At 47.5% G+C, this 16,756-nt stretch carries 13 protein-coding genes; 4 read left to right on the forward strand and 9 right to left on the reverse strand.

Annotated elements, in window-relative coordinates:
* Window positions 1-10: 10 nt before the first annotated feature.
* From glyQ to H5985_RS02210, 8 genes are all read right to left on the reverse strand, one after another.
* Window positions 11-916 (reverse strand): glycine--tRNA ligase subunit alpha, encoded by a 906-nt coding sequence (glyQ, locus tag H5985_RS02175; protein WP_205049675.1) that lies wholly within the window; start codon window positions 914-916, stop codon window positions 11-13.
* 63 nt (window positions 917-979) lie between these two features.
* Window positions 980-2,515: an apolipoprotein N-acyltransferase gene (gene lnt, locus H5985_RS02180; RefSeq protein WP_205049676.1), complete on the reverse strand. Its 1,536-nt coding sequence runs from the start codon at window positions 2,513-2,515 to the stop codon at window positions 980-982.
* A 2-nt stretch (window positions 2,516-2,517) separates the two neighbouring features.
* Entirely contained in the window at window positions 2,518-3,396 is an 879-nt protein-coding gene (locus tag H5985_RS02185) for an HlyC/CorC family transporter (protein WP_205049677.1), read from the reverse strand.
* Between the two features lie 192 nt (window positions 3,397-3,588).
* The gene (gene ybeY, locus H5985_RS02190) at window positions 3,589-4,065 is read right to left on the reverse strand and encodes an rRNA maturation RNase YbeY (protein WP_205049678.1); all 477 of its coding nucleotides are present in this window, start codon (window positions 4,063-4,065) and stop codon (window positions 3,589-3,591) included.
* A 2-nt stretch (window positions 4,066-4,067) separates the two neighbouring features.
* Window positions 4,068-5,060, reverse strand: coding sequence for a PhoH family protein (locus H5985_RS02195; protein WP_205049679.1), 993 nt, complete (start codon window positions 5,058-5,060; stop codon window positions 4,068-4,070).
* A gap of 9 nt (window positions 5,061-5,069) precedes the next feature.
* Complete coding sequence (gene miaB, locus H5985_RS02200) at window positions 5,070-6,398, reverse strand: tRNA (N6-isopentenyl adenosine(37)-C2)-methylthiotransferase MiaB (RefSeq protein WP_205049680.1); 1,329 nt, start codon at window positions 6,396-6,398, stop codon at window positions 5,070-5,072.
* Between the two features lie 339 nt (window positions 6,399-6,737).
* The gene (locus H5985_RS02205) at window positions 6,738-7,817 is read right to left on the reverse strand and encodes a porin (protein ID WP_205049681.1); all 1,080 of its coding nucleotides are present in this window, start codon (window positions 7,815-7,817) and stop codon (window positions 6,738-6,740) included.
* Window positions 7,818-8,161: 344 nt separating this feature from the next.
* Window positions 8,162-9,289 (reverse strand): porin, encoded by a 1,128-nt coding sequence (locus H5985_RS02210; protein ID WP_205049682.1) that lies wholly within the window; start codon window positions 9,287-9,289, stop codon window positions 8,162-8,164.
* A gap of 349 nt (window positions 9,290-9,638) precedes the next feature.
* Between H5985_RS02210 and H5985_RS02215 the strand changes: the two genes are divergently transcribed.
* Genes H5985_RS02215 through hemW form a run of 4 tightly spaced genes read left to right on the forward strand, consistent with a single transcriptional unit; the run spans window position 9,639 to window position 12,808 of the window.
* Window positions 9,639-10,313 (forward strand): beta propeller repeat protein, encoded by a 675-nt coding sequence (locus H5985_RS02215; protein WP_205049683.1) that lies wholly within the window; start codon window positions 9,639-9,641, stop codon window positions 10,311-10,313.
* A gap of 20 nt (window positions 10,314-10,333) precedes the next feature.
* On the forward strand, window positions 10,334-11,056 hold the full coding sequence (rph, locus tag H5985_RS02220) for a ribonuclease PH (protein ID WP_205049684.1): 723 nt from the start codon (window positions 10,334-10,336) through the stop codon (window positions 11,054-11,056).
* A 13-nt stretch (window positions 11,057-11,069) separates the two neighbouring features.
* Entirely contained in the window at window positions 11,070-11,663 is a 594-nt protein-coding gene (gene rdgB, locus H5985_RS02225; protein WP_205049685.1) for an RdgB/HAM1 family non-canonical purine NTP pyrophosphatase, read from the forward strand.
* Window positions 11,660-12,808, forward strand: a complete 1,149-nt coding sequence (gene hemW / locus H5985_RS02230; protein ID WP_205049686.1) for a radical SAM family heme chaperone HemW — start codon at window positions 11,660-11,662, stop codon at window positions 12,806-12,808. Before rdgB ends, hemW begins: the two co-directional genes overlap by 4 nt.
* 100 nt (window positions 12,809-12,908) lie before the next feature.
* Here hemW and H5985_RS02235 read toward each other — a convergent pair whose 3' ends face one another.
* Window positions 12,909-16,295 carry an autotransporter domain-containing protein gene (locus H5985_RS02235; RefSeq protein ID WP_205049687.1) on the reverse strand — a complete coding sequence of 1,129 codons (3,387 nt, stop codon included), beginning with the start codon at window positions 16,293-16,295 and terminating at the stop codon, window positions 12,909-12,911.
* Window positions 16,296-16,756: the final 461 nt, after the last annotated feature.

Below are 16,756 nucleotides of genomic sequence, written 5' to 3' on the forward strand. Positions count from 1 at the left end.
CTCTAGCCCCTTAGGAATTCTTTTTCAACATCGGGAAGCCCAAACGTTCGCGGGCATCGTAGTAGCTTTGTGCCACCGAGCGGCTGATCGTACGGATACGGGCAATGTAAGCGGCGCGTTCGGTCACGCTGATGGCGCCACGGGCGTCCAACAGGTTAAACGTGTGACCGGCTTTGAGCACCATTTCATAGGCGGGAAGCGCAAGATTCAAATCCATCAGACGCTTGGCTTCGCTTTCGAAATAGTCAAACTGGTGCAAAAGTTTCACGGGATCACTTGCTTCAAAGTTGTAGTGACTTTGTTCGACTTCGTTTTGATGGAACACGTCACCATAGGTGAGCGTACGGGTCGAGCCGTCAGCGTCTTGCCAACGCGTGTACACCAAGTCAAAAACGTTGTCGCAGTTTTGCAGGTACATCGTCAAACGTTCAAGACCGTAGGTGATTTCACCGGTGATCGGCTTGCATTCCAAACCGCCCACTTGTTGGAAGTAGGTAAACTGCGTCACTTCCATGCCGTTCATCCAGATTTCCCAGCCCAAGCCCCAGGCACCCAAGGTCGGGTTTTCCCAGTTGTCTTCGACAAAACGGATGTCGTTCACTTCCGTGTCAATGCCAAGCGCACGAAGGCTGCCCAAGTACAAATCCACGATGTTGGTGGGAGCGGGCTTGAGCACCACCTGGAATTGATGGTGTTGATGCAAACGATTAGGATTTTCGCCATAACGGGCGTCTTTCGGACGACGAGAGGGCTGCACGTAAGCGGCGCGCCACGGCTCCGGCCCCAACGCTCTTAAAAAGGTTGCCGTATGAGATGTACCGGCACCCACTTCCATATCAATCGGTTGCAAAAGGGCGCAACCCTGTTGATTCCAATACTGCTGCAAACGCAGGATGACTTCCTGAAATGTAATCATCGGTTAGATCCAAAAATTGAGAAATCGGTTAAAAGGCGATTGAGCCCTGAAAATTGTTTAATTTTAGTCCTTTTGCCTGCGCTTTTCGGCAAATGTGCAAATAAAAGCACCTAATAACATCAAAATTGATAAAAGAACGGCCGGCCAATTGCCCCATTTCACAAAGGGCGTGGCTTCTCCCTTCATCGTAGTAACCTTCACATCGAGCGTTGCCTCGATATCGGTGGCAAGGCTCTTGACGATTTGTCCGTGCTCATTAACCAAGGCAGTACTGCCGCTATTGGTGACGCTTAACACCGGGCGGGCCGTTTCCAGTGCCCGCATCTGAGAGATCTGCAGGTGCTGAGCCGAGGCTTTTTCAGGCCCGAACCACTTCAAGTTCGAGAGGTTAATCAAAAGTTCGGGCGAGGCACCGCTCCAGGCTTCAATCCACTCGCTACCGAAGAGGTTTTCGTAACACAGATTGACGGCAGCCGTGTGGCCCGCAAAATTCATGGTCAACGCAGAGGTCTCGCCTCGGGCCAAGTCTGTCATCGGAATGCGCATCGAATCAATAAACCAACGGAAACCCCATGGCACAAATTCTCCGAAGGGTACTAAGTGACGTTTTTTATACAATGACATTTCCCCTTGGGGATCCAAGGCAATCGCAGCGTTACTGTAGCGCCCCTCTTCCAACCAGAAGGCGTTAAAAAGAAGCGACTTATTTTCCGTTTTGACCCAATTAATGAGTCTGTCTTGTTGGGCCTTGGGAAATTGCTGCCAAGCCAAGGGATAAGCGGACTCAGGCAAAATCACAGCGTCCACCGCAGTCCTTTCAACCGAGACGTTATCGAGATAGAAATAAATTTCATCGAAACGCTCGCTCATCGATTGTTGCAAAAGGCGAGGCTCCAAATTGGGCTGCACGAGACGCACATTGATGTCGCCTGCGGGCTCACTCCAAACGATTTCTTTTCCTGCCATGGAAAGCAGCAAAATAGAGAAAATGGTAATGACACAAGAGGCGATATAAATCCAGTTACCGCGAAGTGTCCAAATAGCGGCCAGAAGGCCTGCCACCGTGGACATCCCTAAAAGCACCCCGAAACTGCCGATAAAGGGCGCAAGACCCGCAAAAGGCCAATCGATCATGGTGTAGGCAGGATTTAACCACGGAAAGCCCGTCAATACCCAGCCTCGCAACCACTCAAAGAAGGTAAACGCTGCAGGCAGCGCCAGGGCCATGCGCAAAATGGGATTGGGAATAAATTTCACCACGAGAACAAAGGCTGCGGTGGGAAAAAGCGCAAGTGCCAAAGAAAAAACTGACGTAGTCACATAGGTCCACTCAAGGGGCATGTAGCCATAGTGATACATGCTGAAATAGACCCAATTGATGCCGCTTACAAACCATCCGAAACCAAAGGCCATACTCCAAAGTGCAGCGTGAGAGACTTTTTCACTGACGCTTACCAAATAGAAAATCACAATGAGTGCGGCAAACGCAAACATGGGTTCGTTGGCCGGTGCAAAGGCGCTCGCAAGCGACACGCCGCTTGCGAAACTCAAGACAAGGCGATAAAGATAGTACTTTTGAGTGGGTGATAACAACATCATTTTTATTCTTTTTTAGCGGGGTCGGTCGTGGGAAGTTTTTCCACTTTCAGCAAACGAACCTGACGTTCGTCTGCTCGCAAAACCGTAAATCGGAAGCCTTCAATCACCACCGTTTCACCGATCTTAGGCATATGCTCCAAGCGGTCGGCAATCAAGCCGCCGATTGTCTCACAGTGGCAGTCTTCATCGGTATTGATTTCAGTCGCGAAAAAGTTATTGAATTGTTCAATTTCCGTGAGTGCCTTCACTCGCCAGCAGCCGTGCTTGGGATCTTCCAGAATATTGTCAGCGTCTTCGTCCACTTCATCAAATTCGTCGTCGATTTCGCCCACAATCTGCTCGAGCACGTCTTCAATGGTGATAAGGCCCGAGACGCTGCCAAACTCATCCACGACAATGGCCATATGGTTGTGTTCGAGTTTAAAGTCCCGCAACAGGTCGTTAAGCGGCATACTTTCGGGAATAAATTTCACCGCACGAAGATGGTCCTTGGCTTTAAAGTTCGGATCAACCAATACCCGCAAAATGGTTTTGGCGTGCAAAATACCGATCACATTATCCCGGTCTCCGTCCATAATGACCGGAAAACGTGAGTGGCCGGCTTCGATCATCTGCGGCAGCCACACATCTTTACTCTCGCTTAAATCCACCACCTGCATCTGAGAGCGCGGCACCATTAAATCACACGCTCTCAAGTTATAAAACTGCATGACGCCTTCCATCATTTTCAAGGCGGAATCGTCAATCAGCTTCTGTTCATTGGCTTCGTGGAGCGTATCGATGAAGTCTTCGCGTGTGGGGCGGTGAAAGACGCCGGAGATGCGTTCAAAAAAAGTGCGGTGTTTGGTTGCAGTCGCTTTAAGCGGGGGTTCTGTACTCATGTAGATTAAAATAATTAAACAACAAGAAAGTTAATGTTATCAGGGTTTTGCCTTCATTGCTTTATTCATAGCCTCTAAGTCACGACAAAACCTGAAGATTTCTAAGCGTTAAAGACCCGACAAAAACACCATTCGGGATTTTGTCGGGTAAGCTCATACCGGTAGTTGGTTCAAAATTCTCTGAATGCTTTTCTAAAATTCCAGCTTCAGCTTTTTCCCTTTTAAGAGAATCCGGTCTTCGTAGGGATTTTTGAAACCTAACTTCAAAAGCGCACCGATTTCTTTATCTTCCATCACGTTGGCATCGGCATACTCCATGTGGTCATAGCCGTGAGCATGCAGTGTCCCGTGAATAAGTAAGTGCGCTAAATGTTCGTCAAAGGACTTATTCTGGGCTTTGGACTCTTTAATGAGAACCGGCACACAAATGACCAAATCCGCGATCGCCACAGGCTCGTGTTGATAGTCAAATGTCAACACATTGGTCGCATAGTCTTTGTGGCGATACTGAGCGTTCATGGCGCGCCCTTCTTCTTCGCCCACAAACATCACGTTTAATTCTGTGTCACGCTCAATAGCGGCCTTCACCCACTTTTTCATCTTTTTGGTCGAAGGAAGCTTAAAGTCACCGTGTTCAAAGATGTTAAATTGCAGTTTCTTTTTCGACATGGTTATTTGTCCTCTTTGGCAAGTTTCGCCAACTGCCTTTTCTCATCAGCTTTAGCGTACGCCTCAACGATACGGGCGACAAGTGGGTGACGAACAACGTCGCTTGCGGTGAAATACGTCATCGCAATCCCACGGACTCCGGCTAAAACATTTTGAGCTTCGACAAGCCCCGAGCGTGTACCACGAGGCAGGTCAATTTGCGTGACGTCTCCCGTGATCACCGCCTTGGAGCCGAACCCGATGCGGGTTAAAAACATCTTCATTTGCTCAGGCGTCGTGTTTTGCGCTTCATCCAAGATCACAAACGCATTGTTTAAGGTGCGTCCACGCATATAAGCCAAGGGCGCAATTTCAATCGTCTGACGCTCAAGAAGCCTTTGGGTTTTATCAAAGCCCAAGAGATCAAAAAGAGCATCGTAAAGGGGCCTCAGATAGGGATCCACTTTCTGGGAGAGGTCTCCGGGCAAGAACCCCAAGCGTTCCCCGGCTTCTACGGCAGGGCGCGTGAGAATAATGCGCTCGACGCGATCTCTTTCATAGGCATCAACGGCTGCTGCGACCGCCAGATACGTTTTACCGGTACCGGCGGGACCTATACCGAACGCAATATCGTTATCCAGAATCGACTGAATGTAGTCATTTTGCCGAGGGGTTCTGCCTTGAAGCTCACGTCGCTTGGTGTGCAGCACCGGCGTGGTCGGAGAATCTCCGTCCACCTTTTTGGCATTTTCTCCGACAAAAAAGAGCTGCACATCATCGGTTGTCAATTCCTCTGCACTGCTTTCAGCGCGAAGTGCCAATGTCTGGAGAGCATTTAAGGCTTCACGGGCTTTGTCTGCGTCGCCTGCAATCCGAAATTGATTGTTTCGACGAGAAATCGAGACGTCCAAAATCACTTCAATCTGGCGCAAATTGGCATCCATCGGCCCCACGAGACTCGCTAGGGCCGTGTTGCTTAAATCCAAATTGAGTGACAAAACTTTTTCTTCAGCCATTTTCAATTCTTATACCCGTTCACCCAAAAGCGTATGGGGATTGACTTCCGTGATTCTCACGTTCACCATCGTGTCTGTAAGAGACTCATCGCCCACAAAATTGACAATACGGTTATTGTCGGTGCGAGCGGCCATCATGCCGCGACCGCGACGAGAGGGGCCAATTACCAACACGCGCTGCACAGTCCCCAACATGGATTGGGCAATTTCCGTGGCCTTGGCATCGTTTTTCACCTGAAGAATCTGCAGGCGCTTTAATTTCACCTCTTGAGGCGTATCGTCTTTTAAATACGCGGCAGGCGTCCCCGGTCGACGGCTGTAAACAAAGGAGAAGCTTGCATCAAAACCCACATCGTCCATGAGTTTTAATGTGGCTTGGAAATCTTCTTCGGTTTCGCCGGGGAACCCCACGATGATATCGGTGGCAATCGAAATATCCGGGCGAATCGCCTTTAAGCGTCGAATAATGGACTTATATTCAAGCACCGTGTAGCCGCGCTTCATCGCAGCCAAAATGCGATCACTTCCGGACTGCACGGGCAAATGCACGTGATTGACCAGCTTGTCAATCTTGCCGTACGCATCAATCAAACGCTGAGTAAATTCTTTGGGGTGAGAAGTGGTGTAGCGAATGCGTTCAATGCCATCAATTTCAGCCACATATTCCAGCAACATCGCAAAGTCTGCGATGTCACCGTCGGGCGTTTCTCCCCGATAGGCATTGACATTTTGTCCCAAAAGCGTCACTTCTTTAACGCCTTGAGCAGCAAGCTTTGCAACCTCAATTAACACATCAGCCATGGGGCGAGAGATTTCTTCGCCGCGGGTGTAGGGCACCACACAGTAGGAGCAATATTTGCTGCAGCCTTCCATGATGGAAACGAAGGCCGTAGCACCTCGGGCCTTGGGTTCGGCTAAGTGGTCAAACTTTTCGATTTCAGGGAAACGAATATCGACTTGAGGTTTGTGTGTGTCGTTTACTTTGCCAACCATTTCCGGCAAACGATGAAGCGTTTGCGGTCCAAAAACGATATCGACATAAGGCGCACGAGACAAAATCTTTTTGCCTTCTTGGCTTGCGACACAGCCACCCACGGCAATCAGCATATCGTCTTTGTGTGCTTCGCGTTTGGTATCGCGAATGCGACCCAATTCCGAGAAAACTTTTTCCTGAGACTTTTCTCGAATAGAGCAGGTATTTAATACGACGAGATCAGCATCCTCGACTTTATCGGTACGCTCATAGCCGTTATCGACCATCAGGTCAACAATTTTCTCAGAGTCGTACTCATTCATCTGGCAGCCAAAGCTGCGAAGGTAGATTTTTTTCGCGGTCACGGTTTACATCCGTTGCACAAAAGGAAATTTGTTCTTTAAAAACAAATTATTGTTAATCAATAAAGGGGGTGTAAGTATAGCAGAGCAGAAAAAGCACTTTGTATTGAAGATACTGATTCATCAAAGCTTTAGTCTCGAGTGCAGTCAAAGAGTAAACGAAATACTTCGTAATCTTTGATTCGTCTTTAAATTGAATAAATGGAGAGTTAAAGACGCTTAAACGAACCTCAAAGCGATTTCGTCTAAGCTCATCAGTAAAGAAAAGCGGATTCAAAAGCACGTCTGCTCTTGAACCCGCCTGATTTCTGAGTTAAATCAGATCAGAGAACTTCTCAAGAATTAGAAGTTGTGAACCAAACCGGAGATAACTTCCGTGGTCTTGGTCTTTTCGCCGTCGAAATCTTCAACTTGGTCGTAACCGACACCGGCGTAAACATAGGTACGCTTGCTCAACGGATAAGAGTAGTAAGCACCAACGTTGAACACCTTGTATTCGTCAGCATCGCTAGCACGTGCATCATCCGTACCCATTGCATAACCAACAGCCGTTTCCAACTTACCACCGGCGATCGGAGCAGCAACGCTAAAGCTCACGCCCCATTGGCTGTAGTCTTTAGCAGTGACTTCATCATCCTTCGCATCCAACACTTGACCACCCTTGTAGTAGTTGGCTGCCAAGAAAGTCTGTGCGACACCGAAGTCGTAGTTCACACCAGCCGTAACGTTGGTGGAGTCATCATCATAAAGAGCGCTCTGAACATGACCACGGTCAACTTGGCTCACGACCAAACCGGCACCGAAGTTACCCCATTGACCGGTAACGGCCAAACCATAGTAGCGGTCCACGTCAGAAGAAGCTTCCTTGGCAGTGCCTTGATCATTGCCCAAAGAGGCCATGGCATGCACCGTCATACCCGCAAATTCGGGAGAGGTGTAAGCAATGGAGTTATCCAAACGGCTGTAGGTATTGAACACACGACCTTGGTCATTGATGTTGGTACCATAGCCCGTACCGGAAGCCGTGAAGCCAGCGGCTACGTCAATAGAACCCGTACCGGAATCCAAAGCACCGAAACGACCCATGTGCAATGTACCGTAATCGGTCTTCACATAGAGGCGAGATTCACGAGAGAAAGCCTTGTTTTCGGCAGAATCGGAACCGTCATCAGCGTTGAAGCCATGTTCCAATTGGAAACCAACCGTCAAATCTTCAGAAATTTGTTCTTGGCCCTTCAAACCAAAGCGAGAGGAGCTGGAGTTACCGGATTTGAGACCCCAGTTATCGGTCTTCACACCCTTGTCATCTTGGTGAACATATTGGAGACCAAGGTCAACCTTACCATAGAGGGTAACGTCGGCAGCGAGAGCCGTGCCGGCAAATGCGCCGAGAACGGCGACTGCAGCTAAAGTCTTTTTCATAATTACTACCTTTTTATATGAAAAACGAATTGTTTTTCCTCTAGAGGAAAAAGCAGAATACCTTCTGCCTGAGTTGCATTGTTGCTCCCCTCAAACAACTTAGTCAAACTAAAGGTCCTTCTAACTATATAGTCCAAGCTACTCAAACACCTTCACCATTCCACTATATCTATATGAATTTGTTTAATTTTTTATATTTTTATCGGTCGCTTTCAATGAGTTGTTTTTTTACAACAAAAAGGCGCATCCAAAAGCATTTCTGCTCTTGAATCCGCCCCAACTAACTCCAAATCAGACAGAAGGTAGTAGAAAACTGTCTAACTCAGATTAGAAGACTTCTCAAATTAGAAGTAGTGAGCCATACCGAACACGAAAGCGGTATTGTTAGGCTTAGCATCATTCGTGCTGTCGTTGTTATCCTTGAAGTCATCCTTCGTGTAGGAAGCAGCGGTATACAACTTCATGCGCTTGCTCAACGGATAGTCATAGGTCAATGCAACTGTGTAGCGGCTAACTTCGAGATCACCAAATTCTTTATCGTCAGAAGATTCAGCATCCATGTAACCAACCATACCTTGCAAAGTACCACCAAACACCGGAGCAGCAGCTGCCAACTTCACACCATAACCATCAATACGTTCAATTTGATAGTCGCTAACGATCGTGTTGTAGCCAGCACTATCCTTGAAGTAACGGCCCGTCAAAGCGGTCTTGACAGCACCGAAGTCGTAAGCCACAGATGCTTCGACACCGATTGAATCATCAACGTCTTCTCCCGTGCCCGTAGCCGGGAACCAAGATTGATAGTTGGTTTGTTCAACACCCAACATAGCGCTCCAGGCACCCCAGTTACCAAGAGCGGCCAAGCCATAGTAACGATCAGTCTTAGAAGTGTTTTCTTCTTCGCTGTCAGCAGCTGCCGTATCACCACCAGCGTACTGAGCATAAACCGTCATCCCAGCAAATGTCGGAGACTTATAGGTGATCATGTTGTCCAAACGAGAACTCGTCTTATCGGTGATCAGTTCGGTACCACCGGTCATTCCACCCCAAGAAGAACCAAGGATGAATTCCCCACGTTGGGAATATGTACCAGCATCACTCAAGACACGGCCCATACGACCGAAGCCCAATTCACCGTAAGCGGTCGTCACACGCAAACTGGCTTCACGATTAAACATACGGTCATCGTCGCCGAAAGAACCGTCATCGGGATTAAAACCTTGTTCCAATGTGAAGGAAACCGTCAAATCTTCAGAGATTTGTTCAGAACCCTTGATACCAAAACGGGAACTCGTCATATTGCCGGATTCAAGGCCCCAGGAGTTTTCTGCAGATTGATGGGGTTGGTCAGCATCGACGCGTTGATAGAGCAAACCTTCATCGATACGACCATAAAGAGTAACATCGGCAGCGATAGCAGAGCCGGCAAAAGCGCCGAGAACAGCGACAGCAGCTAAAGTCTTTTTCATAATAGATATTCCTTTAAAAAGACATCTTTCTTTTCTAAAAGTGAAAGCAAATCTCTCAAGACATTCGCTTTGCTGTCTGGAATTTTCTTGCCACATACCCCGCTCCATGTCAAATTTAAAATGATTTAACTATTTTATTTGTATCTTTTTAACAACAAAACAATCAGAACATAGCTTTCCTGACTTCGGGATGCGGTACATCATCGCTGGCTTATTCGACCTCATGACCATTTAACAAAACCATCCACTCTTTAAATCGAGCATCTGTTTAAAGTTCTCAAGATACTTTTCTATGTGAACCACTCCTTTTGCTTTACAATCTTCGGGTACTTAATCGGAAACAACAAGAATGCCTTTAGTTATTGATGCTCCCAATGCCTCCTTTCGGCTCAATTACCTCTTTAATCGAATCGAAATCAGTCACGATTCTCGCCAGTCTTGGACCATCTTCTATGAAGATCAAAACCAACCCATGGGTACTTTGCGAGGCTTGACCTTTCACCGGGGGGAGATTTTTATTGTTACCGACAGTGGTATTTACAGTTCGTCAATTGAGGCTCCCAAGTTTTCGCAAGTTAGCCCTCAACGCAAAGGAGCTGAATTCGTTGACATTGAAAGCTTTGACAATATGCTTTATGCCTGCACAAACGAGGCGATTTTCCAAGCCTCATCGGGGGCCCGATGGCGCCTGAAGTACGACGGAAAAGCCTGTGGTCATTTCTTCTCACTTCTTAACTTTCAAGGAAAACTCTTTGCTGCTTGCGAAAAAGGGATTTATGTCTCGAGCCAAGAAGGAAAATTCTGGCATCCTCGCTTTATCAGCAAAGAGCTCGGCATGTTTGTCGCACTCGATGGCCGGGAAGATAAACTTTTTGCCCAAACCGACAAAGGCTTCTACGTCAGTGAAGATTCTGCTCAACACTGGCATCCACAACCCAACGTGCAAGGCCCTTGGACCGAAGCGATGGGAGGCTCGATGCTCTTTGAACCGCGTTTAAAAAAGCGCGACAAAACCAATGGATAATTTCTAAGGATCGATTAACTATGTTTGAACGACCTTCACACCGCAAACCTAATGAAATGCGTCCCGTGCGCTTTACAACTCACTACACCATGCACGCAGAAGGCTCTGTACTTGTAGAAGTGGGCAACACAAAAGTCATCTGCACGGCTTCTGTTATTGAGGGGAAACCCAAATTTTTGAAAGATCGCGCTGAGGGTTGGGTCACCGCTGAATACGGTCTTTTGCCGCGAGCCACCCACACACGATGCGACCGTGAAGCAGCTAAGGGGAAACAATCCGGCCGAACGATGGAAATTCAGCGTTTAATCGGTCGAGCCCTTCGCGCCGTCGTGGATCGCACAAAGATTGATAACTTCACCATACAGCTTGACTGTGATGTCATTCAAGCCGATGGCGGCACGCGCTGCGCCTCCATTTCCGGCGCTTGGGTTGCATTGGCATTAGCCATTCAAACGATGCTCGATAAGGGCCAAATTACAGAAAGCCCCATTAAGGGACAGGTAGCCGCTATCAGTGCGGGCATCTTTGAAGGTGTCCCTGTCATTGACCTAGACTACCCGGAAGACAGCAACAGCGAAACCGACATGAATTTTGTCATGACCGATGACGGTCGTTTCGTTGAAATTCAGGGCACCGCGGAGGGCGAACCCTTCTCAGAAGTAGAAATGGCTGAAATGACTGCCCTGGCAAAAGAAGCCATTACCCAAATCATCCAATTGCAAAAAGAAGCGATCAAAGCCTGACGGGAGTCAAAATATGAAAATAGTTTTAGCCAGTAACAACAAAGGGAAACTGCGTGAATTTAATAAACTTTTGGCGCCCCTTAATGTTGAAGTTCATCCTCAAGGCGAATTCAACATTCCAGCTGCCGAAGAGCCCTACGGTACGTTTTTAGAAAATTGCCTGGCTAAAGCTCGTCACGCTGCGCGGCTTACAGGGCTGGCTGCCATCGCTGATGATTCCGGCATTTGCGTTAATGCTCTTGGAGGCGCTCCTGGCGTGCATTCTGCTCGTTTTGCCGGAGAGCCTGGAGACGACAAAAAAAATAACACTCTCTTGGTTCAAAAGCTTCAAGGAGCATCTGATCGAGGTGCTCACTACACCTGTGTACTCGTTGCCGTTAGAAGTGCTGACGACCCCGAGCCCATCATTGCAGAAGGCCGTTGGTACGGAGAAGTCATTGACACGCCCAGAGGCGAAGGTGGTTTTGGATATGACCCGCATTTTTTATTACCTGAACTAGGTAAAACCGCTGCAGAACTAACCGCAGAAGAAAAAAACGCCATCAGTCACCGAGGTCTTGCCATGGTGAAACTGATTGACGAAATGAAAAAGCGTTGGGTGCTATGAAAAGCACTGACATCCCCCTTTCTCTTTATGTTCATTGGCCATGGTGCGTGAGAAAGTGTCCTTATTGCGACTTCAATTCTCACGCCTTACCCAGTAATCAGGATCCTTCGCATGAGTACGTCGATGCATTAATTGCCGATTTAAAAACTTCTGTTGAATTAGCTCAAAACCGCCCCTTAATCAGCATTTTTATCGGTGGCGGCACGCCTTCTTTAATTCAACCCTGCGAGTTAGATCGATTTTTAAGTGCAGTCTCAGCTAATTTCTCTCTAACTCCCAACATCGAAATAACTCTCGAAGCCAACCCCGGTACAGTTGATACAGAGCATTTTCACGCATATCACTCAATCGGCATTAACCGCCTTTCTATGGGCATACAAAGCTTCAATGATGAACTCCTAAAACGCTTGGGAAGAATCCACAATAGCAAAGAAGCCCACCGAGCCATTCAAATCGCGCAGGAAACGTTTGATAATTTCAATTTGGATGTGATGTTCGCATTACCCTGCCAAACGCTCTCAGAACTCGAATTCGAGCTTCAGGAGGCCATTCGTTGTCAAACCACTCATCTATCTTTCTACCAACTCACACTAGAACCCAATACCATTTTTGCCAAACACATTCCGAAAGGTATTCCGGACACCGATACAATTGAGCAAATGCAGGATCTAGTGGCCTCAACTTTGGAAAGTGCAGGGTTCGATCATTATGAAGTTTCAGGTTATGCGAAGCCTGGCAGACATTGTCAACACAATCTTAATTATTGGCAGTTTGGTGACTATATCGCCTGCGGAGCGGGGGCACACAGTAAGATCACGCTGAAAGATGGGAAGATTCTGCGTCAAGCCCGATATAGGCAACCCGTAAGCTACATGCAACATGCCATTCGAGGCTCGGCGATTGCTCGTAAACGCATTGTTGACAAAGAAGAGCAGGCTTTTGAATTCATGCTCAATGTCCTTCGTCTCAGAAAAGGTGTCGCTTTAGAGCTCATATCTGAACGAACTGATCTTTCACTATCAGATATTTCTGAAAATATTCAAAAAGCCCAAAATTTTGGACTTATGGATAATCCCCTTAAACGCTTTGTAGCCTCTGACAAAGGTTGGAATTTTTTATCTGATTTGCAGGGAATTTTTCTATAAAAATCCCCGGGCTAGCTAAAACCCGGGGAAACATACTCATTTAAGAGAATGATTGGCGAGGGAGGAAATTTCCTCCCTCTTTCTTTTGACTTCTCAGCTATTAGAAGTTGATACGCAAGTTAGCGCCGATACCATGGGTATCCGTATCGCTACCATAAGCACCGGTGTAATTGATGCCAATCGTAGCACGCTTGCCGATTTGAGCGGTCATACCGAGACCAAAGTTGACTTGGCCTTCAAGTTCTTCGCCTTCGATCGAGGCAATAGCGCCACCGTTACCCAATTGCATGCGGGTTACGCTTTCCGTATCACCGAAGAAGCGGCTGTAACCAACATCAGCCTTCAAGGCAACAGGCATCTTACCAACCATCACCGGAGCCGTCACACGAGCACCAACCGTTGCAACTTGCAGATCGTCTTCAACGTCATCCATCTTGAAGTTATTGTTCAAAGCAGATTCCGTGAAGCCGTCGGTTTCGATACGCAACCATTGGTAACCAATGTACGGAGCGACATTGACATCACCCAAGTTGAAGTCGTTGTAAGCAGCTTCTGCAAACACTTGCAAAGCTGTAGCGTCTTCACTGTGGGAGTTAGCCGTGCCGGCAAAAGTACGGCTGGAGTCACGATCTTCCGTGGTGTAACCGATACCATAGGTCAAACCAACAGGACCAACATCCGTCAAGCCGTAGATACCGTAGTGGAGATCATCACCTTCAATCTTGCCGGCGTTGCCATGGTAACGGGTTTGACCGTAACCGATATAGGCACCCAACTTGGTGTTGTCCGTGACAATCCATTCAGCACCGGCCAAACCAGCACCAAAATCAACGTCCATGCTGCTGCTTGCGCCATCAGCATTCATCCATTGACCAACAGCCGTCACCCAGATACGACCACGACCGTTTTCGAATTCGGCAGAACGACCTTCGCCATAGCTACGGGCTTGTTCAACAACCGTACGGCTTACCGTCAAGCTGTTAACAGCAAAAGCGTTACGAGCCGTAGAGTACATGTCATCAGACAAAGCATCCAACGTACCGGTAACTTCACCTTCAGTCATGGACAAAACAGAACCCAAGAATTCGTTGGCAGGACCGTTATCCAAAGCGGCAGCTACAGCGGCAGCATTCTTAGACGTACTGAAATCGGAGATCTTCTTACCGTTGCTTTCGGCAGAAACAGAGATACTAGATCCGTCTTCAGAAACTTCAGCCTTGCTTACCGTGAAGAACGCAGAGTTATTCACATCAGTCTTTGTGATGGTAGCGCCAGCAAAGCTACCTTCATCAGTCGTAATAGAACCGCTGAATTCAGCTTCACCGCGATAAACCTTAGCCAATTGCTCAGCATCGGCACCGACAAGACCAACCTCAACGTTCTTCACACCGCTAACTGCGGCCACATTGACGTTGGAAGCGGCGTCCACAAACAAGGTACCGTCGCCTTCAATGTTGATCGTCAGCTTGTCTTCTGCGGTAGCTTCACTGGTGTTCATGCCAGTCATGGTGAAGTTATCATAGTAAGAAGACAAGACACCGAAGGTACCATCAGTACCAACTGTAACAACACGACCATCCTTGGCATCCGCAGAGCCAATAGATTCGGAGAAGGCCAACAATGTACCGCCTTCAACTCTCGTTTCACCGAGATAATCGTTGTTACCTGTTAAGACTAATGTACCTTGACCACGTTTGGTCAGAGAACCGTCGTACAAGCCCTTGTCAATCTTTTCTTGGATTGCATCGATACGCTTTTGGTAGTATTGATCACGCCAAGCGATAGCATTTTCTTCGCTGATCTTTTCCTGTTCTGCCGTAACACCGACAACATCATCATCTGTGTCAAGGAGAATTTCGCCAAGGAGTTCCTTTTGTTCAGCCGTCAAGCCTTCCATGGACAACTTCTTGGAATTGTCTAATTTCTGCCAAGCTTCAGCGGCTTCTTTCCATGCAAGCTCTTCTGCTTCGCGTTGATTCAAAGCAATTTGAGAAATGTCGTTGGTCCAAACGTCTAATTTAGTGTTTGCCATGTTGTAGTCGAAGTGACCCAACAATTGGCCCAAACCGTACATACCCTTATCAAGATCAGGATTACCCCAACCGTAACGGATATCTACCTCACCTTCCTTAGCAGTCCAACCAGCGAAATTGGAACCGTCAGGATTCTTATGGTTAGCGGTCGTGAACAAGACATCACGCACTTGAACAGCGCTCATATCTTGATAACGGGACATCAAAACAGTCATGGCGCCCGTCACGTGAGGAGCAGACATGGAGGTACCAGAGGAATTACCCCAATACGGTTCGCCAGTGGCTGTATCAACCTTCGAACCATAAATTCCGGATCCAGGAGCCACAACGGTCCAGTACTTAGCTAAGCCAGCTTCGTTCCAGGTAGAGACCAACTTATAACCACCAGTTGCAGAGTCTTTTTGCAAGCCTGCAACAGCAATCCAATTCTTTTCAGCTTCAGGGTTGAAATACGGATAAAGCGGGCGATGGAACGGGTTGGCAAAGTCACGGTTACCCGTTGTCATGACCTGAACAACATTTCTATTATCTCCCGTCACAGCATCGTAAGCGGCATCTACGAACGTCTTATTGCCGTCGCCATAAATTTGCTTGAACAGGAAATACTCGTATTCTGTTTGTGAAACCGTATCTGTCGGGAAGTGAAAACCGGTACTACCACCGTCAGGACCTGTAGTTTTATTATCGACAACGCGAGTGTTCGTACCGAAGGAATTATTGATCACACCACCACGTTCAACACCATTGGCTTTAACCAAGTTATCAGCAAGAGCCTTCCATTGATTGTGGAAGAATTCGTAATCTTGGAAAGGACCGTAGTTAGTATTGTCCGTACCACCGGTGTTGCCTACCCACACATCAGCATCGAAAGCTACACCATGGAATTCGCTGCCATCACGATTAGCGCCAACAGAACCCGTTACGTGCGTACCGTGAGAGTCGTTTGTGCCGGCAATCCAATTACCGTCAATTTTGCCACTTTCTGTAGCAGATCCACCATCTACATAATGACCCTTATCACCTGTTGCTTGCGGGTAACGGTCACCAGTAGAACCGTAGTGAGCGTCTGCTTCAGAAGCATGGAAACGATCACCAGCCAAGTCCGGGTGCTTTTGCAACAAAGCTCCAGAATCCATGACACCGACAGCTACACCTTTACCGGTGTAACCCAAAGCGTAAGCTTTAGAAGCATGCATAGCCGTCAAGCCCCAGTCAGCTTGATATTCTGCAGTTTCCCAAGAGGCTTTAGCTGCATTTACATCATAAGCACCCGCGGCCACGCGACCCGGATCTACATAGGCGGCGTTAGCGGCGCCCATCGACAAAATAGCCGTTGCAGCAACAGCTAAAGCAACGGCACATTTTGATGGTTTCCCGTGAGACTTTTGAGCTTCATTGGTGACGATATAGCTACGACGAGCTTCGTTCCAAATGGTTTTAAATGTTTTATTCATAACTGCTAGTTCCTTTTCCGAAAAAAGAAAATAAGCTTTCCGACAGGTACAAAAAGCACCTCAGAGGGCAGCTTCGGTGCTGAGCTTAGCTCTCCTACAGTTTTACTATATTGATATAAGTCAAACTGCCTACCTTTGTCTGGGTTTTCCCCTAGAACCCCAACTTTTCAAAAACTAGCTCATAAATCTCCAAACTAAAGTATCACTTTAGTTAATTCATTGTTTTCATTGCATTATTTTTAATTTCCTTATTGAATTTTGCATTAAACATAGATTATAATATAAGCAATCCATGGAGATTGTCATGCCCTCACTCGAACCTATCCACCCCGTCATGATCGTTAACCAAACTGGGACCGATTACATTGTTCGCTATAAAAACCAGTGGATTAACGGGAAGTCTCGCTGCATCAGCCGCAAAACCGTCGGTAAACTCGTGGGTAATAAGGTCGTTTTCGGCC

The organism is Parasutterella secunda (genome assembly GCF_016901835.1).
GTDB classification, from domain to species: Bacteria; Pseudomonadota; Gammaproteobacteria; order Burkholderiales; family Burkholderiaceae_F; genus Aphodousia; species Aphodousia faecavium.

Coding starts and splice junctions, on each gene's coding strand:
- glyQ (WP_205049675.1), bottom strand. CDS start 916: ATGATTACATTTCAGGAAGTCATCCTGCGTTTGCAGCAGTATTGGAAT.
- H5985_RS02195 (WP_205049679.1), bottom strand. CDS start 5,060: ATGGCTGAAGAAAAAGTTTTGTCACTCAATTTGGATTTAAGCAACACG.
- H5985_RS02235 (WP_205049687.1), bottom strand. CDS start 16,295: ATGAATAAAACATTTAAAACCATTTGGAACGAAGCTCGTCGTAGCTAT.
- rdgB (WP_205049685.1), top strand. CDS start 11,070: ATGAAAATAGTTTTAGCCAGTAACAACAAAGGGAAACTGCGTGAATTT.
- ybeY (WP_205049678.1), bottom strand. CDS start 4,065: ATGTCGAAAAAGAAACTGCAATTTAACATCTTTGAACACGGTGACTTT.
- H5985_RS02210 (WP_205049682.1), bottom strand. CDS start 9,289: ATGAAAAAGACTTTAGCTGCTGTCGCTGTTCTCGGCGCTTTTGCCGGC.
- H5985_RS02205 (WP_205049681.1), bottom strand. CDS start 7,817: ATGAAAAAGACTTTAGCTGCAGTCGCCGTTCTCGGCGCATTTGCCGGC.
- H5985_RS02185 (WP_205049677.1), bottom strand. CDS start 3,396: ATGAGTACAGAACCCCCGCTTAAAGCGACTGCAACCAAACACCGCACT.
- lnt (WP_205049676.1), bottom strand. CDS start 2,515: ATGATGTTGTTATCACCCACTCAAAAGTACTATCTTTATCGCCTTGTC.
- H5985_RS02215 (WP_205049683.1), top strand. CDS start 9,639: ATGCCTTTAGTTATTGATGCTCCCAATGCCTCCTTTCGGCTCAATTAC.
- rph (WP_205049684.1), top strand. CDS start 10,334: ATGTTTGAACGACCTTCACACCGCAAACCTAATGAAATGCGTCCCGTG.
- hemW (WP_205049686.1), top strand. CDS start 11,660: ATGAAAAGCACTGACATCCCCCTTTCTCTTTATGTTCATTGGCCATGG.